The following is a 24,797-nucleotide window of genomic DNA, read 5'->3' on the forward strand; positions in this document are numbered from 1 at the left end:
TGTTTTGTGCCCAGGCACTGCCCGCGGGTACCCCGCGGCCCCCTATGGTGGCTTCTGTTAAAAATTCTGTGGTTCCCGGGGTGGCCACCCGGCGGGGCCCCCCCCCCCCGCGGGGCCCCCTTCCGTGTGCCCACCGCCCTGATGCGCGAGGCGGGCACCCCCTGCCGCGTTAGCCTGGAGTGTCAGACTCCAGCCAGCTCAGTTAAGGGGCGCAAGCATCCCGTGCGCATCGCCAGGTTCTCCATCGACGGGAACGTAGCCTTCGGCGCGGTCGAGGGCGACAAGCCGGACGAGCTCGTCCTCGACATCATCAAGGGCATTCCGTTCGCGGACTTCGAGCTCTCCGGTACGAAGGTCCCGGTCAACAAGGTCAGGCTGCTGCCGCCGGTGCTCCCCAACAAGGTCGTGGCCTTCGGTCGCAACTACGCCGAACACGCCCGCGAGCTGGGCAACGAGGTCCCCGACGCCCCCTTCGCCTTCTTCAAGCCCGCCACCTCGGTGATCGGCCCCGGCGACGAGATCCAGTACCCCTCCTTCTCGCAGGAGCTGCACCACGAGGCCGAGCTCGCCGTCGTCATCGGCCGGATGTGCCGAGAGGTCCCGCGTGCACGCGTCAAGGACGTGATCTTCGGCTACACCTGCGCCAACGACATCACCGCCCGTGACGTCCAGAAGCGCGAGAAGCAGTGGGCGCGGGCCAAGGGCTTCGACACCTCCTGCCCGCTGGGCCCCTGGGTGGAGACCGAGCTCGACCCGAGCGACCTGACCATCCAGCTCACCGTCAACGGCGGCCAGCGTCAGCTCGGCCGTACGAGCGAGATGACCCACTCCATCGAGGACCTGATCGTCAACATCACCGAGGCCATGACGCTGCTCCCCGGCGACGTGATCCTCACGGGCACCCCCGCGGGGGTCGGCCCCCTCAACGTCGGCGACGAGGTCGCCGTCACCATCGAAGGCATCGGCACTCTCACCAACAAGGTGATCAAGCGTGGCTAACGGCTCCGTCCGCGTACGTTTCTGTCCGTCCCCGACCGGCAACCCCCATGTGGGCCTGGTCCGCACGGCCCTGTTCAACTGGGCGTTCGCCCGCCATACCGGCGGCACGTTCGTCTTCCGCATCGAGGACACCGACGCGGCCCGCGACTCCGAGGAGTCCTACGAGCAGCTCCTGGACTCGCTGCGCTGGCTGGGCTTCACCTGGGACGAGGGCCCCGAGGTCGGCGGCCCGCACGCGCCGTACCGCCAGTCGCAGCGCATGGAGACGTACAAGGAGATCGCCAAGAAGCTCCAGGAAGCCGGGCACGCGTACTCCTGCTACTGCACCGCCTCCGAGCTGGAGGAACGCCGCGACGCCGCCCGCGCAGCCGGCAGGCCCTCCGGCTACGACGGCAAGTGCCGCGAGGTCACGCCCGAGCAGAAGGCACAGTACGAGGCGGAGGGCCGTGAGCCGATCATCCGCTTCCGGATGCCCGACGAGACGATCACCTTCACGGACCTGGTCCGCGGCGAGCTGACCTTCACCCCGGAGAACGTGCCGGACTACGGCATCGTCCGTGCGAACGGCGCCCCGCTCTACACGCTCGTCAACCCGGTCGACGACGCCCTGATGGAGATCACCCACGTCCTGCGCGGCGAGGACCTGCTCTCCTCGACGCCCCGTCAGATCGCCCTCTACAAGGCGCTGATGGAGCTGGGCATCGCCAAGGAGGTCCCGTCCTTCGGGCACCTGCCGTACGTGATGGGCGAGGGCAACAAGAAGCTGTCCAAGCGTGACCCGCAGTCCTCGCTCAACCTCTACCGCGAGCGCGGCTTCCTGCCCGAGGGGCTGCTCAACTACCTCTCCCTGCTCGGCTGGTCGCTCTCCGCCGACCAGGACATCTTCACGATCGAGGAGATGGTCGCCGCCTTCGACATCGCCGACGTGAACCCCAACCCGGCCCGCTTCGACCTGAAGAAGGCCGAGGCGATCAACGCCGACCACATCCGCCTGCTGGACGTGAAGGAGTTCACCGAGCGCTGCGCCCCTTGGCTGAAGGCCCCCTTCGCCTCCTGGGCGCCGGAAGACTTCGACGAGGCGAAGTGGGAGGCCATCGCCCCGCACGCGCAGACCCGCCTCAGGGTCCTGTCGGAGATCACGGAGAACGTCGACTTCCTGTTCCTGCCCGAGCCGGTGGAGGACGAGGCGAGCTGGACGAAGGCCATGAAGGAGGGCTCCGACGCGCTCCTTCGTACGGCGAGGGAGAAGCTGGAGGCCGCCGACTGGACCTCGGCCGAGTCCCTGAAGGAGGCCGTCCTGGCCGCCGGAGAGGCCCACGGCCTCAAGCTCGGAAAGGCCCAGGCCCCCGTCCGCGTCGCCGTCACCGGCCGCACGGTCGGCCTGCCGCTCTTCGAGTCCCTGGAGATCCTGGGCAAGGAGAAGACGCTGGCCCGCGTCGACGCGGCCCTGGCGAAGCTCGCCGCGTGACGAACGGCACGTGACGAACGGCAGGTGAGGGGGCGGTACGTGAGGGGCGGCATCCGGAGTCCCGGTGGCCGCCCCTTCGCCGTCCTCCGGACAGGGCGGCCGCCCTCGGGTTACGGTCGGTTCCATGAACATCAAGGCCGTGCTGTGGGACGTGGACGACACCCTCTTCGACTACACCGCGGCCGACCGGGCCGGGATGCGCGCCCACTTGGCTGTCGAGGGACTGCTCCACGGGTACGACACCGTCGATCGGGCGATCACACGCTGGAAGGAGCTCACGAGCCTGCACTGGCGGCGGTACGCGGCCGGTGAGGGTGACTGGGAGGCCACCCGGCGTGACCGCGTCCGCGACTTCCTCGGTGAGCCGCTGAGTGACACGGAGGCCGACGACTGGTTCGAGCGCTACATCGCCCACTACGAGCGCGCCTGGGCCCTCTTCCCGGACGTCCTGCCCGTCCTGGACGCCCTAGCGGCCAGCCACCGCCACGCGGTGCTCTCCAACTCCAGCCTCCCCGTCCAGGAACGCAAACTGCGCGCCCTCGGGGTGTGGGACCGCTTCGAGACGGTGCTGTGCGCCGAGCAGTTGGGTGTTCACAAGCCGGCCGCCGAGGCGTTCCACGTGGCCTGCGAGTCCCTGGAGCTGCCGCCGCACGAGGTCGCCTACGTCGGCGATCACCCGGAGATCGACGGCCGGGGCGCCGCCGACGCAGGTCTGCTGTCGGTCTGGATCGACCGCGGCGGCCTCCACGCGACCATCGACCCGCCCGTCGGGCCGCACCGCATCGCCACCCTCGCCGAACTCCCGGTGATCCTCGGCTCGGATACCCGTTTTGGAGCGCCGTCCACCTTCGGGTAATGTTCTTTCTGCGCCGCCGGGGAGCGGGCCGAAAGGCCGGAGCCGACGGAGCGAACTAGAACAAGATCCCCTAAGGGGCTTGCGTTCCAGTGGCCTATGGTGTAATTGGCAGCACGACTGATTCTGGTTCAGTTAGTCTTGGTTCGAGTCCAGGTAGGCCAGCTCGCAGAGCTCATCTGCAGGCGGAGATCAACTCCGCGAAGCCCCCGTTGTGTAGCGGCCTAGCACGCTGCCCTCTCAAGGCAGTAGCGCCGGTTCGAATCCGGTCGGGGGTACAGATCCTTCCCGCGAGGACGGTCAGGGTAGCTCCCGCCGACCACGATGCAGGATCGCTAGGGCCCCCGTTGTGTAGCGGCCTAGCACGCCGCCCTCTCAAGGCGGTAGCGCCGGTTCGAATCCGGTCGGGGGTACTGACTGGTCTAAACCACATTGGTCTATGGTGTAATTGGCAGCACGACTGATTCTGGTTCAGTTAGTCTTGGTTCGAGTCCAGGTAGACCAGCTTGGACCTGCGGCGGTGTAGTACTCAAACGCCTGCAGGCTCCACGCCCCCGTTGTGTAGCGGCCTAGCACGCCGCCCTCTCAAGGCGGTAGCGCCGGTTCGAATCCGGTCGGGGGTACACATCGAGAAGGCCCTCCACTTCGGTGGGGGGCCTTCTTCGTGTTCCGGCTACTCGATGCCGTACCGCCGCGCCGACTCCTCCTCCTGTGCCAGCCGGTGCAGCGCGCGCAGCACCGGCTCGAAGAGGACCGCCGACGAGACCGCCACCTCCACCTTCTCCGTGTCGGACGGGTAGGTCTCCATGCGGTCCAGGTCCCGCGCGGCCGCCTGGTGCATCAACTCGGCGTACGGGGCCATGAGTTCGGCGTCGCACGGATAGCCGAGCCGCAGCAGCGTCGCCACCAGCGCCACCAGTGAGCGATGTACGGGGGAGAGGGGGCCGATCTCGCGCACCGAGTCCCAGCCCAGGATCCGCAGCAGCCGGTCCACCTCGGCCGCCGCGGCCACCGTGACCGGGTCCTCCTCGTCCGGCTCGGGTGCCTGGGGCAGCGCCCACAGGGCCGCGCCGAGCCGGATCGTACGGCCCAGGGACTCGTCGTCGACATGCCTGAGCACCTCCCGGGCGTTCGCCACCGGGACCTTGCCCACCTGGATCAACGCGCGCACCAGGCGCAGCCGGCGCAGATGCTCCTCGTCGTATTCGGCCGTGGTCGCGTTGATCTGGCGGCCCGGCGCCAACAGCCCTTCGCGCAGGTAGTACTTGATCGTCGCGGTGGACACCCCGCTGCGCTCGCTCAACTCCGCCAGCCGCATCCCTTGCACCTCTCCTTGGGAAGTGTCACTATCCAAGCATGGGTGTTCGGATAGTGCCGCTCACCAATAAGGGGGAGTCATGTTCGGGAAGCGGGTCGTCGCCGGCCGTACCACCGCCGCCGCCGAAGGGGAGGTGGTGGTTCTGCTGATCGGCACGCGGATCAACCACTTCTGGGCCGTGCACCACTGGGGACCGGTGCTCGCCGCCATGCCGCGGATGCTGCGGGAGCTGCGGAAGGACCCGAGCCGGGGGCTGCTGAACGCGGTGCTGCTCACGGCCTCCCCGCGGACGTACTACGTCGTCCAGTACTGGGAGTCCAAGGAGAAGCTCTATGCCTACGCGCACGCGCCCGACGCGTTCCATCGCGTGGCGTGGGCGGCGCTCAACCGCAAGGAGCGCAAGGGGAAGGCCCGGCAGCACGTGGGGCTCTGGCACGAGACGTATGTGGTGCCGGAGGGGGCGTACGAGTCGATCTACGCCGACATGCCGGCGTTCGGCCTCGCGGCGGCCACGGGGGTGCTGCCGGTTGAGAAGCGGGGGAGGTCGGCGAAGGAGAGGTTCGCTCACAGGGCTGGGCGGGGTGTGGGCGCCTGATCGCCGCGGCGGAGCTGTGTGGGGCGACCGAGGGTTGGTCGTGGTCGCTCGCGCAGTTCCTCGCGCCCCTGTGGGGCGCTGCCGTCGAACCCATGAGAAAAGGCCTGCCGCGGCGTTGAGGCAGGCCTTTTCTCATGGTCGGACGGGATGTCGAGGGTCAGCCGGTGCGGCGGAGGGCTTCCGAGAGGCGGGCCGCGGCGTCGATGACCGCCTGGGCGTGCATACGGCCGGGGTGGCGGGTCAGGCGCTCGATGGGGCCCGAGACCGAGACGGCGGCCACCACCCGGTTCGACGGGCCGCGCACGGGGGCGGAGACCGAGGCGACGCCCGGCTCGCGCTCGCCGATGGACTGGGCCCAGCCCCGGCGCCGCACGCCCGACAGGGCGGTGGCCGTGAAGCGGGCGCCCTGAAGACCGCGGTGCAGACGCTCCGGCTCCTCCCAGGCCATGAGGATCTGGGCCGAGGAACCGGCCTTCATCGTGAGGGTCGAACCGACCGGGACCGTGTCCCGCAGTCCGGACAGGCGCTCCGCCGCGGCGACGCAGATGCGCATGTCGCCCTGGCGGCGGTAGAGCTGAGCGCTCTCGCCCGTCACATCCCGTAGGTGCGTGAGCACCGGGCCTGCCGTCGCGAGGAGGCGGTCCTCGCCGGCGGCCGCGGCCAGCTCGGCCAGCCGGGGGCCGAGGATGAAACGGCCCTGCATGTCGCGTGCCACCATGCGGTGGTGTTCCAGAGCCACGGCCAGGCGGTGGGCCGTGGGTCGTGCGAGTCCGGTGGCGCCGACCAGACCCGCGAGGGTGGCCGGACCGGACTCCAGGGCGCTCAGGACCAGGGCCGCCTTGTCCAGAACGCCGACGCCGCTACTGTTGTCCATGCAACGATACTCGCGTCTCACTCTGTGAAACGCAAGTTCAATTTCACGTGGACCTTGCCACTCTGGAAGCAGAACAACAGCGGCTCGCGGACCGACGAGCCCGGCGGCCGGCACGCGCCACGAGGGGGACACGTGCGCCGGCCACCTCCGAGATCTCTAGTTGGGCCGACGCACTGACGCGCCGGCCGGAGGGAAAGCGATGGGTAGGACACTCGCGGAGAAGGTCTGGGACGACCATGTCGTCCGGCGCGCCGAGGGCGAGCCCGACCTCCTCTTCATCGATCTGCACCTGCTGCACGAGGTGACCAGCCCGCAGGCCTTCGACGGTCTCCGCAAGAGCGGGCGGAAGGTTCGCCGGCTCGACCTGACCATCGCGACCGAGGACCACAACACCCCCACCCTCGACATCGACAAGCCCATCGCGGACCCGGTCTCCCGGGTCCAGCTGGAGACGCTGCGCGCGAACGCCGCCGAGTTCGGTGTGCGTCTGCACCCGCTGGGCGACGTCGAGCAGGGTGTCGTGCACGTCGTCGGCCCGCAGCTGGGTCTGACCCAGCCGGGCATGACCGTCGTCTGTGGTGACTCCCACACCTCCACGCACGGCGCCTTCGGTGGTCTGGCGTTCGGTATCGGCACCTCGCAGGTGGAGCACGTGCTGGCCACGCAGACGCTGCCGCTGGTGCGCCCCAAGACCATGGCCATCACGGTCGAGGGCGAGCTGGCCGAGGGCGTCACCGCCAAGGACCTGATCCTGGCGATCATCGCCAAGATCGGTACCGGCGGCGGCCAGGGCTATGTCCTGGAGTACCGGGGCTCCGCCATCGAGAAGCTCTCGATGGAAGCACGGATGACCATCTGCAACATGTCGATCGAGGCCGGCGCCCGCGCGGGCATGATCGCCCCCGACGAGACCACCTTCGCGTACCTGAAGGGCCGTCCGCACGCCCCCGAGGGCGAGGACTGGGACGCGGCCGTCGCGTACTGGAAGACGCTGAAGACGGACGAGGACGCCGAGTTCGACGCCGAGGTCGTCATCGACGCCGCCTCGCTGTCGCCGTTCGTCACCTGGGGCACCAACCCGGGCCAGGGCGCGCCGCTTTCGGCGAACGTCCCCGACCCCGCTTCGTACGAAGACGCTTCGGAGCGCCTCGCCGCCGAAAAGGCCCTGGAGTACATGGGGTTGGAGGCCGGGCAGCCGCTGCGCTCCATCAAGGTGGACACCGTCTTCGTAGGCTCCTGCACCAACGGCCGCATCGAGGACCTGCGCGCCGCCGCCGAGCTGGTCAAGGGCCGCAAAGTCGCCGACGGCGTACGGATGCTGGTCGTCCCCGGCTCCGCGCGGGTCGGTCTGCAGGCCGTCTCCGAGGGTCTGGACGTCGTCTTCAAGGAGGCCGGCGCCGAATGGCGGCACGCGGGCTGCTCGATGTGCCTGGGCATGAACCCCGACCAGCTCGCCCCGGGTGAGCGCTCCGCGTCCACCTCCAACCGCAACTTCGAGGGCAGGCAGGGCAAGGGCGGCCGTACGCACCTGGTCTCCCCGCAGGTCGCTGCCGCGACGGCCGTCCTGGGCCACCTGGCGTCCCCCGCCGACCTGTCCGACGCCGACACCCCCGCGCCCGCTGGAGTCTGATCAGTCATGGAAGCATTCACCACGCACACCGGCCGGGCCGTCCCGCTGCGCCGCAGCAACGTCGACACCGACCAGATCATCCCCGCCCACTGGCTCAAGAAGGTGACCAGGGACGGTTTCGAGGACGGGCTGTTCGAGGCCTGGCGCAAGGACGAGACGTTCATCCTCAACCAGCCCGAGCGCAAGGGCGCGACCGTCCTGGTCGCCGGCCCCGACTTCGGCACCGGCTCCTCCCGTGAGCACGCCGTGTGGGCGCTGCAGAACTACGGCTTCAAGGCCGTGATCTCCTCCCGCTTCGCCGACATCTTCCGTGGCAACTCGCTCAAGAACGGCCTGCTCACGGTCGTGCTGGAGCAGAAGATCGTGGACGCGCTGTGGGAGCTCACCGAGAAGGACCCCGAGATCGAGGTGACGGTCGACCTGGAGGCTCGTGAGGTGCGGGCCGAGGGCATCACCGCCGCCTTCGAGCTGGACGAGAACTCCCGCTGGCGGCTGCTGAACGGGCTGGACGACATCTCCATCACCCTCCAGAACGAGGCGGACATCGCCGCGTACGAGGCCAAGCGGCCCTCGTACAAGCCGAGGACGCTGAAGGTCTGATCCACCGGCGCGGCCCACCCCTCGGGGCGGTCCGCGCAAGGCGGATTCCAGCCACCGCGACACCCCCCGGTACCCCCAATCGTGCACGGTTGGGGGTACCGCCATGTCCGGGTCCGGCGACCTTCGAAGTCATGTGCAGAAAGGTTTCAACTCCCCTAGTTACAAAGGTGATTGTGGGGGTACGCGCACCATGGTGCGGCATCGGAAGGGGGTGCTCCCCAAGCCTGCGGGAGACGGCAGTTGCCCCCTGCGCAGGCGACAACTCGCCCCAGATGGCACAATCTGTGCATGGAACACGACGGCCAACTCGAGCTCTATGCGGCGGTCGCGAGCCAACTCAAGGAAGCGCACGCGACAGTGCGCGCACTGCAAGTCCCGGAGGGCGTACGCATGGCGCTGACCCGGAAGCTGCTGGTCATTACGGCCGTGGCCAAGCACGATCTCGCCGACGCGGCAAGGCGGCTGGAGAGCTTCATGACGGACCTCGACGAGGGTCGATTCCCCGCAGAGGAACGCTGAAGCCGCTCCAGGACCGCCGAGTTCGTTGCGGCACAAGGGTGATAAGCCCGTTTCGTGTTTGATTTGCGGTATATATCTGCCTAACGTGCGAAAAGCTTGAACACTTTCGTTCTGGCGATGTCTCCGAAGGGGAAGACGTGAACAAGGCGCAGCTCGTAGAAGCGATTGCGGACAAGCTCGGCGGGCGTCAGCAGGCCGCCGACGCGGTGGATGCCGTACTGGACGCCATCGTCCGCGCGACGGTCGCGGGGGACCGGGTGTCGGTCACCGGCTTCGGTTCGTTCGAGAAGGTCGACCGGCCTGCCCGCTACGCCCGCAACCCGCAGACGGGTGAGCGGGTTCGGGTCAAGAAGACCTCCGTGCCGCGTTTCCGCGCGGGCCAGGGCTTCAAGGACCTGGTGAGCGGCTCGAAGAAGCTTCCCCGTGGTGGCGAGGTCGCGGTCAAGAAGGCGCCCAAGGGCAGCCTGACCGGTGGGGCTTCGGCGACGGTCAAGAAGGCGGCGGCGAAGAAGACGACCGCGAAGAAGACCACGGCCCGCAAGACGACCGGCGCCGCGAAGAAGACGACGGCTGCCGCGAAGAAGACCACGGCGAAGAAGACGACCGCGAAGAAGACGGCGGCGAAGTCTACGGCGGCGAAGAAGACCACGGCGGCGAAGTCGACCGCGGCGAAGACGACCGCGAAGAAGGCGCCGGCGAAGAAGGCCACGGCGACGAAGGCGCCGGCCAAGAAGTCGACGGCTCGCAAGACGACCGCGAAGAAGACGACTGCGGCCCGCCAGTCGTAGGGCGCCGGGTACTCACACGCGCCGGGCCGGGCTCCTGTTGCCGGAGCCCGGCCCGCGGTGTGTTCCGGAGGAGATTCCGGGCCCGGTTCTCCTCAGAACGTCTGCAGGGTGATCAGGGTGATCCGCAGGGCCTCGCCCGTGCCCTCCGTCTCGATGCGGACCCGCTGGCCGGGGCGGAGCAGGCGGAGTCGGCCCGCGTCGAAGGCCGGGGCGTCGAAGGGGACGGGGGTGCCGTCGTCGAGGAGGACCTGACCGGTGCGGGTGGCGGGGTCGTAGGTGTACGCGGTGGCCTGCATGGACGCAGCCTACTGGCCGGATGTCAGCAGGCGCGCGGCCGCGGCGGCCGTACGGGGACCGACGCCGAGGGCGAGGGCGGCGCGGAGGTCGTCGCCGGTGTCGACGTCCTGGCGTACGGAGTCGACGGTGCCGAGAGCGAGTTCCACGGCGCCGGAGCGGCGGTGGCGGAGCCGGGAGTCCGGGCCGAAGACGGGGGAGAGGTCGTGGCCGGCGGTCGCGGCGAGCAGGGTGGTGCCCGTGCCGGCGGCGTCCGGGAGGAAGGAACGGGGGAACGCGGCGGCCGCGTTCAGGACGCGGGTCAGTTCCCCCGGGCGCAGAGCGGGCAGATCGGCGTTCAGGGCCGCGACGGGGCTTTGCGGGCGTACAGCGCGCACGACGGCCGTTCCGTGCCGCAGCGCGGCGTTCAGGCCGTCGCGGGGACCTTCGCGGGGATCCTCGGGGACCGTGCGGGCGCCCAGGGCCGCCAGTTCGCGCGCGGCGAGGGGGTCGTCCGTGACCACCACCACGTCGCCGACCGCGGTGGCTGTCAGCGCCGCGGCCACGGTGTCCTGGGCGAAGGCGAGGGCAAGACCGGGGCGCACCCCGTCGTCGGCGGTGTCCGAGAGCCTGCTCTTGGCCCGCGCCAGGGGCTTCAGGGGTACGACCAGGGTCCACTGCACGGGTGTTCCGTCCCTCTCTTGTCGCGGCCATTGTCACCTGGGCGCAAGGGGACGCCGCGGGGTGGGGCGTACGGTGTTCTCGACAGACCGGTGGCCCGGGGCGACACTTGTGCGGCTCCGGACCTCCGGAGCAGGCCATGGGAAGCCCTAGAGGAAGGTGTCCGCGTGCCCCGCCGCAGAATCGGCTTCTGGTACCGCCTCGCCGCGGTGATCGCCAAACCGCCCCTGGTGGTGCTGATCAAGCGGGACTGGCGTGGAATGGAGAACATTCCGGCCGAGGGGGGATTTATCACCGCCGTGAACCACAATTCGCATGTCGATCCCTTTGCCTACGCCCACTATCAGTACAACAGCGGACGCGTTCCGCGATTTCTCGCGAAGAGCGGTCTCTTCGGCAAGGGATTCATCGGCGCCGTGATGCGAGGAACCGGACAGATCCCCGTCTACCGCGAGAGCACCGACGCGCTGAGCGCCTTCCGGGCCGCGATCAACGCCGTGGAGCGCGGCGAATGCGTCGCCTTCTACCCCGAGGGCACCCTCACACGGGACCCGAACGGCTGGCCCATGACCGGCAAGACCGGCGCCGCGCGGGTCGCCCTGCAGACCAGGTGCCCGGTGATCCCGGTGGCCCAGTGGGGCGCCAACGAATTGCTGCCGCCGTACGCCAAGAAGCCCAACCTGCTGCCGCGCAAGACCCACCACGTGCTCGCGGGCCCGCCCGTCGACCTCTCGCGCTTCTACGGCCGGGACATGACCCCCGACCTGCTGAAGGACGCGACGGAGGTCATCATGGCCGCCATCACCCGCCAGCTCGAGGAGATCCGCGGCGAGGAGGCCCCCAAGACGCCGTACGACCCGAAGCTGGAGCGGATCGAGCAGCGGCGCAGGACCGCCCGCGCGGTCGTCGACAACCCCAAGCAGCACAGCACGGTCCAGCGGACACAGGCACATCAGGAAGAGGGGCGGGGCAAGTGAGCAAGCCGGTCAAGGCGGCCGTCTTCGGCACCGGTTCGTGGGGCACGGCCTTCGGCATGGTGCTCGCCGACGCGGGATGCGACACCGTTCTGTGGGGGCGGCGTGCCGACCTCGCGGACGCGGTCAACTCCACCCGGACCAACCCGGACTACCTGCCGGGAGTGGAGCTCCCTGAGAACCTGCGGGCCACCACCGACGCCGCCGAGGCCGCGGCCGACGCCGACTTCACCGTCCTCGCCGTCCCCTCGCAGACCCTGCGCGGCAACCTCGCCGACTGGACCGGTCTGCTGGCCCCCGGCACCGTCCTCGTCTCGCTGATGAAAGGCGTCGAACTCGGTTCCGCCATGCGGATGAGCGAGGTGATCGAGGACGTCGCCAAGGTCGGCCAGGACCGCATCGCCGTCGTCACCGGGCCCAACCTGGCACGGGAGATCGCCTCCCGCATGCCGGCCGCCTCCGTGGTCGCCTGCACCGACGAGGCCGTCGCCCAGCGGCTCCAGACCGCCTGCCACACCCCGTACTTCCGCCCCTACACCAACACCGACGTCGTCGGCTGCGAGCTGGGCGGCGCGGTGAAGAACGTCATCGGCCTCGCCGTCGGCATCGCGGACGGCATGGGTCTCGGTGACAACGCCAAGGGGTCGCTCATCACGCGCGGTCTCGCCGAGACGACCCGGCTCGGCCTCGCCATGGGCGCCGACCCGCTCACCTTCTCCGGACTCGCGGGCCTCGGCGACCTGGTGGCCACCTGCTCCTCGCCGCTCTCCCGCAACCACACCTTCGGCACCAACCTCGGCAAGGGCATGACCCTGCAGGAGACCATCGCGGTCACCAAACAGACCGCCGAGGGCGTCAAGTCCTGTGAGTCCGTGCTGGATTTGGGCCGTCGGTACGGCGTCGACATGCCCATCACGGAGACGGTCGTCGACATCGTCCACGACGGCAAGCCGCCCGTCGTCGCCCTCAAGGAGATGATGTCGCGCAGCGCCAAGCCCGAACGACGCTGAACGAAGGCGACCGTATGGGCGCTGACTCGCGCACTACCACCGGGTACCCTCAACGCGATATGAGCAGCGAGAACCTCCCCCAGAGCCCTGAGCAGCCGTCCCGCAAGCCGCGCGTCGCCGTCGTCTTCGGCGGCCGCAGCTCGGAACACGGGATCTCCGTGGTGACGGCCGGCGCCGTCCTGCGTGCCATCGACCGGACGAAGTACGACGTCCTGCCGATCGGCATCACCCGGGAAGGCCGTTGGTTCCTCACCGCCGACGCACCGGAGCGGATGGCGATCACCGACCGCCGTACGCCGAGCGTCGAGGAGCTCGCCGAGTCGCGCGAGGGAGGTGTGGTCCTCCCCGTCGACCCCGCCAACCGCGAAGTCGTCTACAGCGAGCCCGGTTCGGTCCCCAAGGCGCTCGGCGAGGTCGACGTCGTCTTCCCCGTCCTGCACGGCCCCTACGGCGAGGACGGCACGCTCCAGGGCATGCTGGAGCTCTCCGGAGTCCCGTATGTCGGCTCGGGCGTCCTCGCCTCGGCCGTCGGCCAGGACAAGGAGTACATGAAGCGGGTGTTCACCTCCTTCGGGCTCAAGGTCGGCCCGTACGTGGTGATCCGGCCGCGTGAGTGGCAGCTCGACGAGTCCGCCGCCCGCAAGAAGATCATCGATCTCGCCGGTGAGCACGGCTGGCCCCTCTTCGTGAAGCCCGCCCGCGCGGGCTCCTCCATCGGCATCACCAAGGTCGACGACCCGGCCGACCTCGACGAGGCGATCGCCGAGGCCCAGCGCCACGACCCGAAGATCCTCGTCGAGGCGGCCCTGCGCGGCCGTGAGATCGAGTGCGGCGTCCTGGAGTTCGAGGACGGCCCCCGCGCCTCCGTCCCCGCCGAGATCCCGCCGCCCGAGGCCCACGCCTACTACGACTTCGAGGCCAAGTACATCGACTCGACGCCCGGCATCGTCCCGGCCCCGCTGACCCCGCAGGAGACCGCCGAGGTGCGGAAGCTCGCGGTCGACGCCTTCGACGCGGCCTCCTGCGAAGGCCTGGTCCGCGCCGACTTCTTCCTCACGGAGGACGGCGACTTCGTCATCAACGAGATCAACACGCTCCCCGGCTTCACCCCGATCTCGATGTACCCGGCGATGTGGAAGGCGAGCGGGATCGAGTACCCGGAACTGGTGGACCGCCTGATCCAGGCGGCGCTGCGCAGGCCGACGGGCCTCCGCTGAGGCGTACCCCTGAGGGGCCGGAGGCCCAACAGGGGCGCGGGGCCGTGGCGATGTGCGGCTCCGCCGCGTGGGCGCGACCAGCCACAAGCGGGCGGCAGCCTCCCGACGGCCGTCACTGGCAGACGGCTAGGAAGCGACCCCCTCAGGTATCGCCTTCTTGATCGCGGGCGCCAGCCCCACCAGTATCGGCGAGGTGTCCTCCCCGGCCCGATCCGCCGACACCGCAACCTCCACATACGCTGAGCGATTCGCCGTGGTGAAGCGGTACGACCCGTCGTCCCGCTTCTCCATCAGCCAGTCCACCCCGTCGACGGCCCCGGCCACCGCATCGGCGTCCCGCCCCTCCGCCACCCCCGGGTCGACCATCTTGGGCGGCCGGGGCACACCACAGCGCAGTATGATCACCGCGTCGCCCCAGCCCGCCGTCAGCGCGGAGGCCGGCTGGGGATCCTGGCGGCTGAGACCGTCCACCTCGCGCGGCAACACCTCGTCCAGGTTCCGGCACAGTTTCACGGCGGCGGCCCCAGCGCTGGGAACCGCCGCCGAGCCGCCGTCGTCTGCTGAGGAGCAGCCCGCGACGGCGATCAACGACACGGCCAGGACGGGCAGCCCGAGACGAGCGGGGTGCCGGTGACGCAAGGAGTTCACCGGCCAAGGGTAGACGGGGGCTACAGGTGTACGACCGGGCAGGTCAGAGTGCGGGTGATGCCGTCCACTTGCTGGACCTTCGCGACCACCAGTCGGCCGAGGTCGTCGACGGTGTCGGCCTGGGCGCGCACGATGACGTCGTACGGACCCGTCACGTCCTCGGCCTGGATGACCCCAGGGAGCTTGCTGATCGTGTCGGCGACGGTCGACGCTTTGCCGACCTCCGTCTGGATCAGGATGTACGCCTGTACCACGGAACCTCCAGGGCGGCCACGAGGATCATGTGGATCATGTCGGGAAAAGGAACGCCACGGTATCGCGTCGCCCGGCACCGGGGGGAGACCCGGGGAAGCCGCGCCGCGCGCACGGGGCCGTGGGGACGACGGAAGTTGACGGTCCACTCGACCGTACCGAGGACGACAACGGCCCGCGACCGGGCGCGAGTGACACTGGAAGCGGCACGAGAAGGGGCGATACGACGATGAAGGGCACCGTGGGAGAGCTGGGGGAGTTCGGGCTCATCAGGGAGCTCACCTCCCGGCTCACCACCACCCCGGCGGTCCGGGTCGGCCCCGGCGACGACGCCGCCGTGGTGGCCGCGCCGGACCGCCGGGTCGTGGCGAGCACCGACCTGCTCCTGGAGGGACGGCACTTCCGGCGCGACTGGTCCACGGCGTACGACGTCGGGCGCAAGGCGGCCGCGCAGAACCTCGCCGACATCGCCGCCATGGGCGCCGTGCCCACCGCGCTCCTCCTCGGCCTGGTGGCGCCCGCCGAACTCCCGGTGACCTGGGCCACCGAGCTGATGGACGGCCTGCGCGACGAGTGCCAGGTGGCCGGCGCGGCCGTGGTGGGCGGTGACGTCGTACGCGGGGACACCATCATGATCTCGATCACCGCGCTCGGTGATCTGCGCAACCACGAGCCGGTGACCAGGGGCGGGGCCCAGCCGGGGGATGTCGTGGCCGTCACCGGCTGGCTCGGCTGGTCCGCCGCCGGGCACGCGGTGCTCTCCCGGGGCTTCCGCTCGCCGCGCGCCTTCGTGGAGGCCCATCGGCGCCCCGAGCCGCCGTACCACGCGGGCCCGGCCGCGGCCTCCCTCGGCGCGACCGCGATGTGCGACGTCAGCGATGGGCTGATCGCGGACCTGGGGCACATCGCCGAGGCGAGCAAGTGCCGGATCGACATCCGCTCCGGCGCGATCGACATCCCCACCCAGATGCACGACATCGGTCAGGCCGTCGGCGTCGACCCGCTGCAGTGGGTGCTCACCGGCGGCGAGGACCACGCGATCGTGGCCACCTTCCCGCCGGACGTGAAGCTGCCCGCGCGGTGGAAGGTGATCGGCGAGGTCCTCAACCCCTCGGCGCTGCCGCAGGTGACCGTCGACGGGGCGCCCTGGACCAGCAAGGGCGGCTGGGACCACTTCGGGGACATCGAGTCATGAACCTCCATCGAGTCATGAGCCCGCCGAGGGTGCTCACCGTGGCGGGCTCCGACTCCGGCGGCGGGGCCGGGATCCAGGCCGACCTGAAGACGATGCTCGCGCTCGGGGTGCACGGCATGAGCGTCGTCACGGCCGTCACCGCGCAGAACTCCCTCGGTGTGCAGGGCGCTTGGGAACTGCCCGTGGCGGCGGTGCGCGCCCAGTACCGCAGCGTCGTCGACGACATCGGTGTCCAGGCCGTCAAGACCGGCATGCTCGCCTCCGCCGAACTCGTCGAGGTCGTCGCCGAGTTGCTGGCCGCCACGGACGCGCCGGTCGTCGTGGATCCGGTCGGCGTCTCCAAGCACGGCGATCCGCTGCTGGCCGCCTCCGCGTTGGACGCCGTACGGACGCGGCTGCTGCCGGTGGCCACCGTGGCGACGCCGAACCTGGACGAGGTGGCCCAACTCACCGGTGTCCGGGTCGAGTCGGAGGCCGGCCTGCGTGAGGCCGCCGAGGCCGTGCTGGCGTACGGGCCGCGGTGGGCACTGATCAAGGGCGGCCATCTCCCGGGGGAAGCCGTCGATCTGCTCACCGACGGCTCCGCGGAGCACTGGCTCAGGGCCCCCAGGTACGACAACCGGCACACCCACGGCACGGGCTGCACCCTCGCCTCCGCGATCGCCTCGCACCTCGCCCGGGGGCGGGAGGTGCCGGAGGCCGTCGCGGCGGCCAAGGAGTACGTCACGGGGGCGATCGCCGCCGGGTTCGCGCTCGGCGGGGGGATCGGACCCGTGGACCACGGCTGGGCCCTCACACGGGGTACTCCGGGAGTTTGATGTTCGTCGCCGACTTCTCGGTCATCCGCTGGAAGAAGGCCGCCGTCGGCCGGGAGGCGAGGAGCCGGTACATCCGGTCCCGGCTGCGGATCCGCCGCTCGGCGGGCGGCGCGAAGAACGGGCCCGCGTTCCCCGAGGTTTTCTGACACCCCTTGGCGAAGCCCCGGATCCGGCGCTCGTACGCGGCGAACGCCGTACGGTGATCGCCCCCCCGCCAGGGAGAGTTCACCGGCCAGGACGTACGCGCCGACGATCGCCACCCCGGTGCCCATGCCACCCATCGTGGCGCCGTACCCCGCGTCGCCGAGCAGCGCCCCCCGGCCCTCGGTGAGCCGGTCGACACGGATCTGGGCGATCGCGTCGAAGTGGCAGGTCGTCGGCCGCTTCCAGTGCCTTCAGGACGCGCGGCCCCTCCCAGCCCGTACCCGCGAACCGCTCGGCGAGGATGCGCTGCTGCGCGGCGACGTCCGGTCGTCCGGCCGTCGGGTGGGCGGTGCGACCGTTGTGGCGTGGCAGCTACGGCGTTGTCAGGGACAGCAAAAAGCCGGTCCACTCCGGGTGGACCGGCTCGATGCAGCGAACCAGCAGTGGCCGCGCGCTTAGCTGTGCGTCAGCGCGAGACCTTGCCGGCCTTGATGCACGAGGTGCAGGCGTTCACGCGCTTCGGCGTCCCGCCGACCACGGTACGGACGCGCTGGATGTTGGGGTTCCAGCGACGGGACGTACGGCGGTGCGAGTGCGAGATGTTGTTGCCGAAGCCCGGCCCCTTGCCGCAGACGTCGCAGTTGGCAGCCACGGGTCACTCCAAAGACTTCAGATGCACTTACGGATGATCCCGGCAGGCCGGGATCATGATCACAGGATCAGAGATCTGAGTGGCGTTGCCAGGGGAATGGCCCGATGTGGATCGGGCAACCGGAGCAGCATACAACGACCGCGCCAGTACAACGAAACTACCATGGCTGCTCAGTCGCCCTGCCCCGCCCCCTTCCGGCGGACGCCCCTCCAAGGTCTACTCTGCGTCCCAGTCCCAGCAGCTCAAGGAGGCGCAGGTGCCGCAGGTGCCGCAGACATTCTTCGATGCTCTCGCGGTGCGCACCTGGTGCGGACTCGCGCTGGCGGCGCTGGGACGGGCGCGCGAGGAGATCGACGCCATCAACGTGTACCCGGTGGCGGACGGTGACACCGGCACCAACCTGTATCTGACGATGGAGTCGGCCGCGGCGGCCGTCGAGGCGGTGTTCGCGGGCCATGGGACCGCCGGTCCGTCCGCCGGAGCGAGCCAGTCCACCCCGGCGGGCCAGTCCACCCCGGCGGGGCAGCCCACGCTCGCCGAGGCCGCGCGGGCCATGGCGCACGGCGCGCTGATCGGCGCCCGGGGGAACTCCGGGACGATCCTCGCCCAGCTCCTGCGGGGCATGGCCCAGGTCCTCGCCGACGACCGCGAGGCGCCCCGCACCGACGGCCGGGGACTGCGGCTCGCCCTGCGGCACGCCGCCGACTCCGCCCGCGACGCCGTCGCGCATCCCGTCGAGGGCACCGTCCTCACGGTCGCCTCCGCCGCCGCCGACGCGGCCCAGGACGCCGCGGACGACTGCGGGAGCGTCGCCCGTGCCGCGTACGAGGGCGCCGGCAGGGCCCTGGCGGCGACCCCCGCCCAACTGGCCGCCCTGGCCCGCGCCGGCGTCGTGGACGCGGGCGGACGGGGTCTGGTGGCGGTGCTGGCGGCGCTGGTGGAGACGTTCACGGGAGAGGCTCCGCGGGCGATGGCCGTTCCCGCTCCCACCGCGCACGCGCGCGTGGCCGTCGGCGAAGCCGTGGCGGAGGTGTGCGACGGGGACGACCGGCCCGAGGCGGGCGGCCCGGCCTTCGAGGTGATCTACCTCCTGGAGGCGGACGACACGTCCGTGGCCCGTCTGCGGCGGCGCCTGGACGCACTGGGGGACTCCCTCGTCGTGGTCGGCGGGGACGGGCTGTGGAACGTCCATGTGCACGTCGACGACGCCGGGGCCGCCGTGGAGGCAGGGGTCGAGGCCGGGCGGCCGTACCGGATCCGGATCACGCACTTCGGGGCCGAGGACGCCCACATGACCGGTGAGGCCGGGCGGCAGCCGCGCGAGCGCGCCCAGCGGGCCGTCGTGGCCGTCGTGCCGGGGGAGGGGCTGGCCCGGCTCTACGCCGAGGCCGGCGCGACCACGGTGCTGGCCCGGCCCGGTGAGCCGCCCGCCAGCGGGGAGCTGGTGGAGGCAGTACGGCGTGCCCACGCGCTTGAGGTGGTGCTGCTGCCCAACGACGCGGACCTGCGGCACACCGCGGCGGCCGCCGCCGAGCAGGCCCGCGCCGAGGGTGTACGGGTCGCCCTCATCCCCACCCGCTCGGCCGTCCAGGGCATCGCGGCCCTCGCCGTACACGAGCCCGACCGCCGCTTCGACGAGGACGTCGTCTCCATGACCTCCGCCGCCGGCGCCACCCGCTACGCCGAGGTCGTCATCGCCGAGCGTCAGTCCTGGACCATGGCGGGCATCTGCCAGGCCGGCGACGTCCTCGGTCTCGTCGACGGGGACGTCGCCGTCATCGGCTCCGACGTCACGGCGACGGCGGCCTCGGTCGTCGACCGCATGCTCGCCGCCGGCGGCGAGATGGTCACCCTGGTGCTGGGCGACGAAGCCCCCGCCGATGTGGTGGACCACGTCGAGACCCGCGTGCGGGAGGGACACCTGGCGGTGGACACGGTGGTGTACCGGGGCGGCCGTCAGGGCGCGCTGCTGCTGATCGGGGTGGAGTAGGCCTTTCCCCGACCCCGACCCCGACCCCGCCCCCGCCGCCCCTGCCCGTCCCATCCCAGGGGCCGCGCCCCTTCGACCCCCGTCAAGGACTCGGGGCTCCGCCCCGGACCCCGTTCGCGCAGTTCCCCGCGCCCCTGAACAGGGGCGCGGGGAACTGCGCGAGAAGCCCTGTCCGCCCGCAGCCGAACACCCGCCGACGCGGGGTCGAAGGGGCGCGGCCCCTGGATGGGACGGGTAAGGGCGGCGGGGCGAGACAAGCCGGCAGAAGCCCCGGCTCAGGCGCCCACGACCTCCAGCAACCTCTCCGCCTCCGCCCGCCGAGCCACCGCCGTCTCGTCGTCGCGCTCGCCGAGCGCGCCCAGGACGGCCCGAACCCGCCCCTCGGCGGCAGCCCTCCGCTGGAGATCCGCCTCCAACCACCCCGCCGCGAGCTCGGCGGCGGTACGGGCGTCGACGAGGTCCGCCCCGAGGGACTCGTACACCGACACCGCCCGCTCGACGAACCCGAGTGCCTCCTCGAAGACCGGCTGGAAGACGGCGAGTTCCGCGTCCTCCGCCACGGACCGGGCGAGCAGGTCACCGAACTGCCGGTACGTCTCGCCGAGTTCCGCGACGACGCGCCGCCGGTTCTCCTCACCGGTCACGTCGGACAGGGCCGCCTCGCACCCCACGACCGCGTCGCCCATCAACTCCCGCGCCACGTCGAGGCCGGCCTCCGTACGCTCCGGGCGCCCGGCGTACCAGGCCCGCGCCCGCAGCGCCCGGACGTACCCGTGGACATTCCCCAGCTCGCCCCAGAGGTCGGCGGCACGCGCGTACGCCCGGTCGGCCTCGGCGGGCAGCGCCGCGCGCGCGAGCGCCTCGGCGGCGAGATGCGCGAGCATGGCGTGGTCGCGCTGCTCCGGCCAGTGCCGGGCGATGTCGGCGGCCCGCAGCCACCGTTCGGCCGCCGTGCGGTGCTCGCCCAGCTCGGTGTGGCAGTCGCCCAGCCACCACAGGGTCTGGGCGACGGCCCCGTCCCCGTGCGTCTCGGCGGTGAGGTCCGGCAGCGCAGACTCCAGCACCTCGGCCGCCTCCGCCCACCGCCCCAGCCGCAGCAGGCACCCACCCAGCAGGTGCCGGGCCCAGGCGCCGAGTGTCGGACCCTCGCCCGCCTCGTCGGCCCAGTGCGCCGCCTCCAGGGCGTGCTCGGCGGCCTCCTCGGCCCGTTCCCCGGCGCCCAGCACCTCGGCAAGCTGGAGGTGGAGCTGGGCGTGGGCCACCGGCTCCAGGTCCGCCCCACCGTGCGCCACCGCCGCACGGGCGGCCCGCTCGGCGGTCTCCAGGTCCCCGAGCTGCTGCGCCACCCCGGCGAGCCGCGCCTCGTACTGCACCGCGAACCACGGCAGCCCGGCCGCCGCATACCGCTCCGCGGCCTCCGTGAACAGCTCGACGGCGGCCTCCGCGTCCCCACCGAGTGCGGCCAGCTCCCCGAGCATCGCCCGCGCCTCGGCGGCCCGCGAGGCCAGCAGTACGTCCTCCGAGCGGCGCGGCTCGACGAAGTCCGCAAGCTCCCGCACGGCGGCCGCGGCGGAGGCCACCGCTTCGGCGTCCTCCGTCTCGTGCATCCGCTGCACGAGTATGCGCGCCCGCCCCACCAGCACGGACGCCGTCTGCCGCGCCCCCGCCCCGCCGGTCGACCAGAGGGCGAGGATGCGCTCGTAGGGCTCGGAGATCAGCTCCATGGCTGCGTCCACCCGGCCCGTGAGGGCGTGGACGTTCGCCCCACGCGCGCGTGCCGCCAGTGCCTCGCCGGGGTCGCCGGCCGCCTCGTACAGGTCGGCCGCGCGTTCGAAGAGGGGGCCGCCCTCCGGCCCGAGGCCGATCGCCTCGTGGTCGACGATCTCCGCGCGGTCCCAGGCGTCCAGCTCCGCGCCCTCGGCCTCGGCGGCCCGCGCCACGGCGGCCCAGGCCTCTACGGAGCCGGGGTGCAGGGACGCGGAGAGCCGCCGCGCCTCGGCGAGGAGGGCGGGCAGTCCGTCCGGGAGCCCGCCCTGGGCCGCCGTTCGCTCCACGGCGGCGGGCGACCGGGGCGCGGGCACCGGAGCGACGGTCCGTGTGGAACGCACGCCCAGCGGCAGCCGGTCCAGCAGGGGCGGCCGGTCCATCCGCTCCCGGGCATGGGTGCTGACGTACGCCGTGCCGTTGCGGGCGTCGAAGAGCGCGGCCAGGGAAAGGGCCTCCGCGCGCGCGTGGGAGGCCAGCTCGCGGGCGGTCCAGGTACGGCCGGCGGGTCCGGGGACGGTCTGGTCGCCGAACCCCCGTGCGGTGAGGCGGTCCATGAGCAGGGCGACCACGCTCATGAAGTGCAGCCTGCTGCGCGGGTCCCCCGAGTCCGTGAAGTACGCCGGACGCTCCGCCAGCAGCTCCAGACCGCGCGCCTCGTTGCCGGTCAGCGCGCAGAACTCCACGTGGTCCGCGTACGCGCCCCGCATGCTCTCCATGGCCCGCACCAGCCGGAAACCCCGCAGATGGTGGGCCCGCGCCTCGTCCGTCCGTCCCAGGCGCAACAGCGGCACCAGGGACGACGCCAGGATGGTGTGCGGCTCATGGGCGCACGTGTACTCGCCCTCCAACACCGGCGCCCACAGCTCCAGTGCCTCCGCGTCCCTGCGCTGCCGGGACAGCCACCAGCCCTGGCCGTGCAGCTCGCACGCGTGGCAGTCGGCCATGGCGTCCCGGTCGGCGGCCAGCCACGCCCCGTACGCCCGCTCGGCCCGCTCCAGGTCTCCGATGTGCGCGGCCACAGTGAACTCCGCGCTGCGCACCGCCCGTTCCGAGTGCCCGGCCAGCCGGTAGCGGTGCTCCATCTCGCCGAGCCACTTCTCGATGGAGGTCAGCGGGATGTGCGGCTGGTTCAGCATGCCGGCCGACATCCACTTGAACACCCAGTGCAGGGAGTGGACCTCGTACTCGTCGAAGTCCTCGGGGCGCTCGTCCCACAGGCGCAGCAGGCGCGCGAAGGGGACGAACATCTTGTCCTTCTCGGAGCTGTAGTTGTAGACCTTGAGCTGGTGTCCGAGCGCCTCGATCACGGCGAGCGGAATCTTCAGCTTCTCGGCCTCCGCGAGCAGCCGCTCCGCGCGCGCGTTGCGGGCGGGGCCCTCCGGCTGCTCGTAGTTCTCCGCCATGGCCCGGCGCAGCTCGTCGAAGTCCATGGAATCGATGAGGTCACTCATCCGCGGTCGCCCTCCCCGAAGCCGAAGCCCGATCCGAAACCAGGACCGGAGCCGGGCCCCGCCCCCGGATCGCTGTGCGTGGCCCACTCCAGCAGGCCGATGAACGCGCGGTTCAAAAGCGCCGAGTCGGCGGGCCTGAGCGGCCGCTGGGCCATCAGCAGGGCCTGCCCGTACAGGGACTCCGTGGCCGTGCCGATCAGCTCCCGGTCGGTCAGGGAACCGATCCGCCGGATCAGCGGGTTGAGGTGGTTGAGGACCAGCCGAGCGCGCGGCGCACTGCCCCGCAGCGAGCCGAGGATGCCCGCCCACAGGTCGTCGGCCCGCTCCTCGGCCTCCGCGCGGGCCTGTTCGTGCCGGGAGGACCGGTCGTCCAGGTGCAGCGCGGGCACGGACAGCGGATGGAAGGCCCGCAGCACGACATCGCACCCCAGGGGGTCGAGCCTGGCCCGCGCGGCCGACAGGAAGCCCGCCAGCGCCAGCTCCTCGTCCGGGTCCGGCGTGTCCAGGTGCGCGGTCACCGTGTCGGCGTCCAACTCGGCGACGACCGTCCCCGGGCGCACCGACGGCAACGCCTCGACCAGCTCGCTGTCGTACGTGTAACCGCCGTTGACGACCCCGACGCCCTGCGCGGAGGCGATCGGCGCGACCTGCCGGTACTCCTCGACCGTCCGCGTGAAGTGCACCACCGGGTGCCGCTGCGCGAACTCCTCCAGGGACAGCCGCCCGTCGGTCGTCTCGAAGGGGAGCCACGGCAGCATCGTGCGCAGCATCTCCCGGTCGTGGCGCGCCAGGGACTTCACACCCAGGTGGTGCACCGACAGGAAGGCCGCCAGGCGCTCCGGATCACCGGCGGCGAGCCCGGTCAGCCAGCTGCGGATCCGCTCGCCCAGCGCCTCCCGTACGGCGGCCAGGGTCTCGTCCTCGTACAGCGACTCCCGTGACGCCGTGGGCCGCAGACTGTCCGTGTCGAGGACGCAGCGCACGAAGAACGCCCAGTCCGGCAGCAGCTGCTCGGCCCGCTCGGTGAGCAGCATGCCCTTGAGATGCACCCGGTGGCTCGCCCGCTGGGCCGGGCTGACGGCCGACGGCAGCACGTACGCCACCCCCCGGACCCCGGCCAGCGGCACGTCCAGCTCGATCGAGTCCAGCGGCGTGAAACCGAACAGGTCGTGACAGTGCCGGGCCAGGGCCACGCGCCGGGTGGTGGGGGAGGGGTACGCGCGGTCCCAGGGCGCCGGCAGATCGGTGACCGCCTCGTCGCCCACCCGGACGTCGTACGGCAGCAGCGACCCGAAGTCCCGCGCCAGCGTCAGCACGCGCGCGGGGGAGAGCCATTCGGCGGCCCCGGGCCGCGCTACCAGGTGCACGGTCGTACCGGGCTCGGGCCGGGCGTCGTCGGGCAGCGTCCGCACGGTGTACGAGCCGTCGTCGGCCGCCGTCCACTCCACGGGCGGCGCGTGCGGTGAACGGGCGCTGCGGCTGACCACACGGATGCGCTCGGCGACCACGAAACACGCCAGCAGCCCGATGCCGAACTGCCCCAGGAAGTCCGAGCGGACCTCCTGGATGCCACCGTCGTCGCGCTTGGAGCTGCGCCCGATCGTGGCGAGCAGCTCGTGCACATCGGTCTCGGTGAGCCCGATGCCGGAGTCCTCCACCCGCAGCGCGCCGCCCTCGGCGAACAGCCGCACCCGGGCGGGCGCGTCGGGCTGCTCCGCCCGCCGCGCGGTGATCGCGTCCACGGCGTTCTGCAGCAGCTCGCGCAGGTAGACCTTCGGACTGGAGTAGAGGTGGCGCGAGAGCAGGTCCACCAGGCCACGCAGATCGACCTGGAACGTATGAGGTGACTGGGGTGACTGGGGTGACTGACGAGCCTGGGATGACTGTGAGGTCATTGAATCCATCGTCGCAGCGCCGGTGGGATGGGATTCTGGCGACGGCGGCGGGGTCGGGCGGTCCCGCGAGACGGTGACCGCGGACGGCGGCGGTACGGACCCTGACACGGCTGGGCCCGGGAGTGCGTCATCCTAGGCGCGAACGACCCGCCTGACCAGCGGATTTCAAGGACGTATACGGGATTG

General features: G+C 71.4%; 23 protein-coding genes, 5 tRNA genes and 1 pseudogene. 19 read left to right on the forward strand and 10 right to left on the reverse strand.

Features of this window, described 5'->3' with window-relative positions; all coding sequences use genetic code 11:
* Positions 1-222: 222 nt before the first annotated feature.
* The 8 genes from ACFY9I_RS26875 to ACFY9I_RS26910 all read left to right on the forward strand — a co-directional run bounded on the left by ACFY9I_RS26875 (position 223) and on the right by ACFY9I_RS26910 (position 3,943).
* Positions 223-999, forward strand: coding sequence for a fumarylacetoacetate hydrolase family protein (locus ACFY9I_RS26875; RefSeq protein WP_391005909.1), 777 nt, complete (start codon positions 223-225; stop codon positions 997-999).
* Positions 992-2,467 (forward strand): glutamate--tRNA ligase, encoded by a 1,476-nt coding sequence (gene gltX, locus ACFY9I_RS26880; RefSeq protein ID WP_391005912.1) that lies wholly within the window; start codon positions 992-994, stop codon positions 2,465-2,467. The genes ACFY9I_RS26875 and gltX overlap by 8 nt, the downstream gene beginning before the upstream one ends.
* 124 nt (positions 2,468-2,591) lie before the next feature.
* The gene (locus ACFY9I_RS26885) at positions 2,592-3,323 is read left to right on the forward strand and encodes an HAD-IA family hydrolase (protein ID WP_391005915.1); all 732 of its coding nucleotides are present in this window, start codon (positions 2,592-2,594) and stop codon (positions 3,321-3,323) included.
* A 90-nt stretch (positions 3,324-3,413) separates the two neighbouring features.
* Positions 3,414-3,485 (forward strand) — tRNA-Gln (locus tag ACFY9I_RS26890).
* Positions 3,486-3,525: 40 nt separating this feature from the next.
* Positions 3,526-3,598 (forward strand) — tRNA-Glu (locus ACFY9I_RS26895).
* A 62-nt stretch (positions 3,599-3,660) separates the two neighbouring features.
* Positions 3,661-3,733 (forward strand) — tRNA-Glu (locus ACFY9I_RS26900).
* Positions 3,734-3,753: 20 nt separating this feature from the next.
* Positions 3,754-3,825: transfer RNA gene (locus ACFY9I_RS26905), tRNA-Gln, on the forward strand.
* A gap of 45 nt (positions 3,826-3,870) precedes the next feature.
* Positions 3,871-3,943: transfer RNA gene (locus ACFY9I_RS26910), tRNA-Glu, on the forward strand.
* Positions 3,944-3,993: 50 nt separating this feature from the next.
* Here the strand turns inward: ACFY9I_RS26910 and ACFY9I_RS26915 are convergent.
* Positions 3,994-4,638 (reverse strand): MerR family transcriptional regulator, encoded by a 645-nt coding sequence (locus tag ACFY9I_RS26915; protein WP_391005917.1) that lies wholly within the window; start codon positions 4,636-4,638, stop codon positions 3,994-3,996.
* A gap of 79 nt (positions 4,639-4,717) precedes the next feature.
* Between ACFY9I_RS26915 and ACFY9I_RS26920 the strand changes: the two genes are divergently transcribed.
* The gene (locus ACFY9I_RS26920; RefSeq protein WP_391005920.1) at positions 4,718-5,233 is read left to right on the forward strand and encodes a monooxygenase family protein; all 516 of its coding nucleotides are present in this window, start codon (positions 4,718-4,720) and stop codon (positions 5,231-5,233) included.
* A 157-nt stretch (positions 5,234-5,390) separates the two neighbouring features.
* Here the strand turns inward: ACFY9I_RS26920 and ndgR are convergent, their stop codons facing one another.
* Complete coding sequence (gene ndgR / locus ACFY9I_RS26925) at positions 5,391-6,107, reverse strand: IclR family transcriptional regulator NdgR (protein ID WP_030577649.1); 717 nt, start codon at positions 6,105-6,107, stop codon at positions 5,391-5,393.
* Between the two features lie 199 nt (positions 6,108-6,306).
* Here ndgR and leuC point away from each other — a divergent pair, with 199 nt between their 5' ends.
* From leuC to ACFY9I_RS26945, 4 genes are all read left to right on the forward strand, one after another.
* Complete coding sequence (leuC, locus tag ACFY9I_RS26930) at positions 6,307-7,737, forward strand: 3-isopropylmalate dehydratase large subunit (RefSeq protein ID WP_391005923.1); 1,431 nt, start codon at positions 6,307-6,309, stop codon at positions 7,735-7,737.
* Positions 7,738-7,743: 6 nt separating this feature from the next.
* The gene (gene leuD, locus ACFY9I_RS26935) at positions 7,744-8,337 is read left to right on the forward strand and encodes a 3-isopropylmalate dehydratase small subunit (RefSeq protein ID WP_391005926.1); all 594 of its coding nucleotides are present in this window, start codon (positions 7,744-7,746) and stop codon (positions 8,335-8,337) included.
* Between the two features lie 288 nt (positions 8,338-8,625).
* The gene (locus ACFY9I_RS26940) at positions 8,626-8,856 is read left to right on the forward strand and encodes a hypothetical protein (protein ID WP_391005929.1); all 231 of its coding nucleotides are present in this window, start codon (positions 8,626-8,628) and stop codon (positions 8,854-8,856) included.
* 137 nt (positions 8,857-8,993) lie between these two features.
* Positions 8,994-9,644 carry an HU family DNA-binding protein gene (locus ACFY9I_RS26945; protein ID WP_391005932.1) on the forward strand — a complete coding sequence of 217 codons (651 nt, stop codon included), beginning with the start codon at positions 8,994-8,996 and terminating at the stop codon, positions 9,642-9,644.
* A 92-nt stretch (positions 9,645-9,736) separates the two neighbouring features.
* On the opposite strand, the gene ACFY9I_RS26950 is transcribed toward ACFY9I_RS26945, so the two are convergent.
* On the reverse strand, positions 9,737-9,940 hold the full coding sequence (locus tag ACFY9I_RS26950) for a hypothetical protein (protein ID WP_391005934.1): 204 nt from the start codon (positions 9,938-9,940) through the stop codon (positions 9,737-9,739).
* Between the two features lie 9 nt (positions 9,941-9,949).
* Complete coding sequence (cofC, locus tag ACFY9I_RS26955) at positions 9,950-10,600, reverse strand: 2-phospho-L-lactate guanylyltransferase (protein ID WP_391005937.1); 651 nt, start codon at positions 10,598-10,600, stop codon at positions 9,950-9,952.
* A 165-nt stretch (positions 10,601-10,765) separates the two neighbouring features.
* Between cofC and ACFY9I_RS26960 the strand changes: the two genes are divergently transcribed.
* Genes ACFY9I_RS26960 through ACFY9I_RS26970 form a run of 3 tightly spaced genes read left to right on the forward strand, consistent with a single transcriptional unit; the run spans position 10,766 to position 13,799 of the window.
* Positions 10,766-11,575, forward strand: a complete 810-nt coding sequence (locus tag ACFY9I_RS26960) for a 1-acyl-sn-glycerol-3-phosphate acyltransferase (RefSeq protein WP_391005940.1) — start codon at positions 10,766-10,768, stop codon at positions 11,573-11,575.
* Positions 11,572-12,582 (forward strand): NAD(P)H-dependent glycerol-3-phosphate dehydrogenase, encoded by a 1,011-nt coding sequence (locus ACFY9I_RS26965; RefSeq protein ID WP_391005942.1) that lies wholly within the window; start codon positions 11,572-11,574, stop codon positions 12,580-12,582. Before ACFY9I_RS26960 ends, ACFY9I_RS26965 begins: the two co-directional genes overlap by 4 nt.
* 59 nt (positions 12,583-12,641) lie before the next feature.
* Positions 12,642-13,799 (forward strand): D-alanine--D-alanine ligase, encoded by a 1,158-nt coding sequence (locus ACFY9I_RS26970; RefSeq protein ID WP_391005944.1) that lies wholly within the window; start codon positions 12,642-12,644, stop codon positions 13,797-13,799.
* 126 nt (positions 13,800-13,925) lie between these two features.
* Here the strand turns inward: ACFY9I_RS26970 and ACFY9I_RS26975 are convergent, their stop codons facing one another.
* Together ACFY9I_RS26975 and ACFY9I_RS26980 are read right to left on the reverse strand one after the other, a co-directional pair.
* A complete protein-coding gene (locus ACFY9I_RS26975) occupies positions 13,926-14,447 on the reverse strand; it encodes a DUF3515 family protein (RefSeq protein ID WP_391005947.1) in 522 nt (173 codons plus the stop codon).
* 20 nt (positions 14,448-14,467) lie between these two features.
* On the reverse strand, positions 14,468-14,701 hold the full coding sequence (locus ACFY9I_RS26980) for an Lrp/AsnC family transcriptional regulator (protein WP_033526900.1): 234 nt from the start codon (positions 14,699-14,701) through the stop codon (positions 14,468-14,470).
* Positions 14,702-14,928: 227 nt separating this feature from the next.
* Between ACFY9I_RS26980 and ACFY9I_RS26985 the strand changes: the two genes are divergently transcribed.
* Together ACFY9I_RS26985 and thiD are read left to right on the forward strand one after the other, a co-directional pair.
* Positions 14,929-15,894 (forward strand): thiamine-phosphate kinase, encoded by a 966-nt coding sequence (locus ACFY9I_RS26985; protein ID WP_391005950.1) that lies wholly within the window; start codon positions 14,929-14,931, stop codon positions 15,892-15,894.
* 14 nt (positions 15,895-15,908) lie between these two features.
* A complete protein-coding gene (thiD, locus tag ACFY9I_RS26990) occupies positions 15,909-16,712 on the forward strand; it encodes a bifunctional hydroxymethylpyrimidine kinase/phosphomethylpyrimidine kinase (protein WP_391005953.1) in 804 nt (267 codons plus the stop codon).
* On the opposite strand, the pseudogene ACFY9I_RS26995 reads toward thiD, so the two are convergent.
* Together ACFY9I_RS26995 and rpmB are read right to left on the reverse strand one after the other, a co-directional pair.
* Positions 16,687-17,186 (reverse strand): annotated as a pseudogene (locus tag ACFY9I_RS26995) (FAD-dependent oxidoreductase); the annotation flags it as partial. The gene thiD and the pseudogene ACFY9I_RS26995 sit on opposite strands and share 26 nt — an antisense overlap.
* A gap of 136 nt (positions 17,187-17,322) precedes the next feature.
* The gene (rpmB, locus tag ACFY9I_RS27000; RefSeq protein WP_003993230.1) at positions 17,323-17,508 is read right to left on the reverse strand and encodes a 50S ribosomal protein L28; all 186 of its coding nucleotides are present in this window, start codon (positions 17,506-17,508) and stop codon (positions 17,323-17,325) included.
* 256 nt (positions 17,509-17,764) lie between these two features.
* Here rpmB and ACFY9I_RS27005 point away from each other — a divergent pair, with 256 nt between their 5' ends.
* Positions 17,765-19,498: a DAK2 domain-containing protein gene (locus ACFY9I_RS27005; protein WP_391005956.1), complete on the forward strand. Its 1,734-nt coding sequence runs from the start codon at positions 17,765-17,767 to the stop codon at positions 19,496-19,498.
* Positions 19,499-19,773: 275 nt separating this feature from the next.
* Here the strand turns inward: ACFY9I_RS27005 and ACFY9I_RS27010 are convergent, their stop codons facing one another.
* Together ACFY9I_RS27010 and ACFY9I_RS27015 are read right to left on the reverse strand one after the other, a co-directional pair.
* Positions 19,774-22,716: a tetratricopeptide repeat protein gene (locus tag ACFY9I_RS27010; protein WP_391005959.1), complete on the reverse strand. Its 2,943-nt coding sequence runs from the start codon at positions 22,714-22,716 to the stop codon at positions 19,774-19,776.
* Complete coding sequence (locus tag ACFY9I_RS27015) at positions 22,713-24,620, reverse strand: HSP90 family protein (RefSeq protein WP_391005962.1); 1,908 nt, start codon at positions 24,618-24,620, stop codon at positions 22,713-22,715. Before ACFY9I_RS27015 ends, ACFY9I_RS27010 begins: the two co-directional genes overlap by 4 nt.
* Positions 24,621-24,797: the final 177 nt, after the last annotated feature.

This window comes from Streptomyces sp. NPDC012510 (genome assembly GCF_042955065.1).
Lineage (GTDB): Bacteria > Actinomycetota > Actinomycetes > Streptomycetales > Streptomycetaceae > Streptomyces.

What these genes read in the sequence shown, in the direction of transcription:
- ACFY9I_RS26915 (WP_391005917.1), bottom strand. Translation starts at nt 4,638, where the DNA reads ATGCGGCTGGCGGAGTTGAGCGAGCGCAGCGGGGTGTCCACCGCGACG.
- ACFY9I_RS27015 (WP_391005962.1), bottom strand. Translation starts at nt 24,620, where the DNA reads ATGGATTCAATGACCTCACAGTCATCCCAGGCTCGTCAGTCACCCCAG.
- leuC (WP_391005923.1), top strand. Translation starts at nt 6,307, where the DNA reads ATGGGTAGGACACTCGCGGAGAAGGTCTGGGACGACCATGTCGTCCGG.
- leuD (WP_391005926.1), top strand. Translation starts at nt 7,744, where the DNA reads ATGGAAGCATTCACCACGCACACCGGCCGGGCCGTCCCGCTGCGCCGC.
- ACFY9I_RS26885 (WP_391005915.1), top strand. Translation starts at nt 2,592, where the DNA reads ATGAACATCAAGGCCGTGCTGTGGGACGTGGACGACACCCTCTTCGAC.
- thiD (WP_391005953.1), top strand. Translation starts at nt 15,909, where the DNA reads ATGAGCCCGCCGAGGGTGCTCACCGTGGCGGGCTCCGACTCCGGCGGC.
- ACFY9I_RS26920 (WP_391005920.1), top strand. Translation starts at nt 4,718, where the DNA reads ATGTTCGGGAAGCGGGTCGTCGCCGGCCGTACCACCGCCGCCGCCGAA.
- ACFY9I_RS26950 (WP_391005934.1), bottom strand. Translation starts at nt 9,940, where the DNA reads ATGCAGGCCACCGCGTACACCTACGACCCCGCCACCCGCACCGGTCAG.
- ACFY9I_RS26940 (WP_391005929.1), top strand. Translation starts at nt 8,626, where the DNA reads ATGGAACACGACGGCCAACTCGAGCTCTATGCGGCGGTCGCGAGCCAA.
- ACFY9I_RS27010 (WP_391005959.1), bottom strand. Translation starts at nt 22,716, where the DNA reads ATGAGTGACCTCATCGATTCCATGGACTTCGACGAGCTGCGCCGGGCC.
- ndgR (WP_030577649.1), bottom strand. Translation starts at nt 6,107, where the DNA reads ATGGACAACAGTAGCGGCGTCGGCGTTCTGGACAAGGCGGCCCTGGTC.
- ACFY9I_RS26970 (WP_391005944.1), top strand. Translation starts at nt 12,642, where the DNA reads ATGAGCAGCGAGAACCTCCCCCAGAGCCCTGAGCAGCCGTCCCGCAAG.
- ACFY9I_RS26985 (WP_391005950.1), top strand. Translation starts at nt 14,929, where the DNA reads ATGAAGGGCACCGTGGGAGAGCTGGGGGAGTTCGGGCTCATCAGGGAG.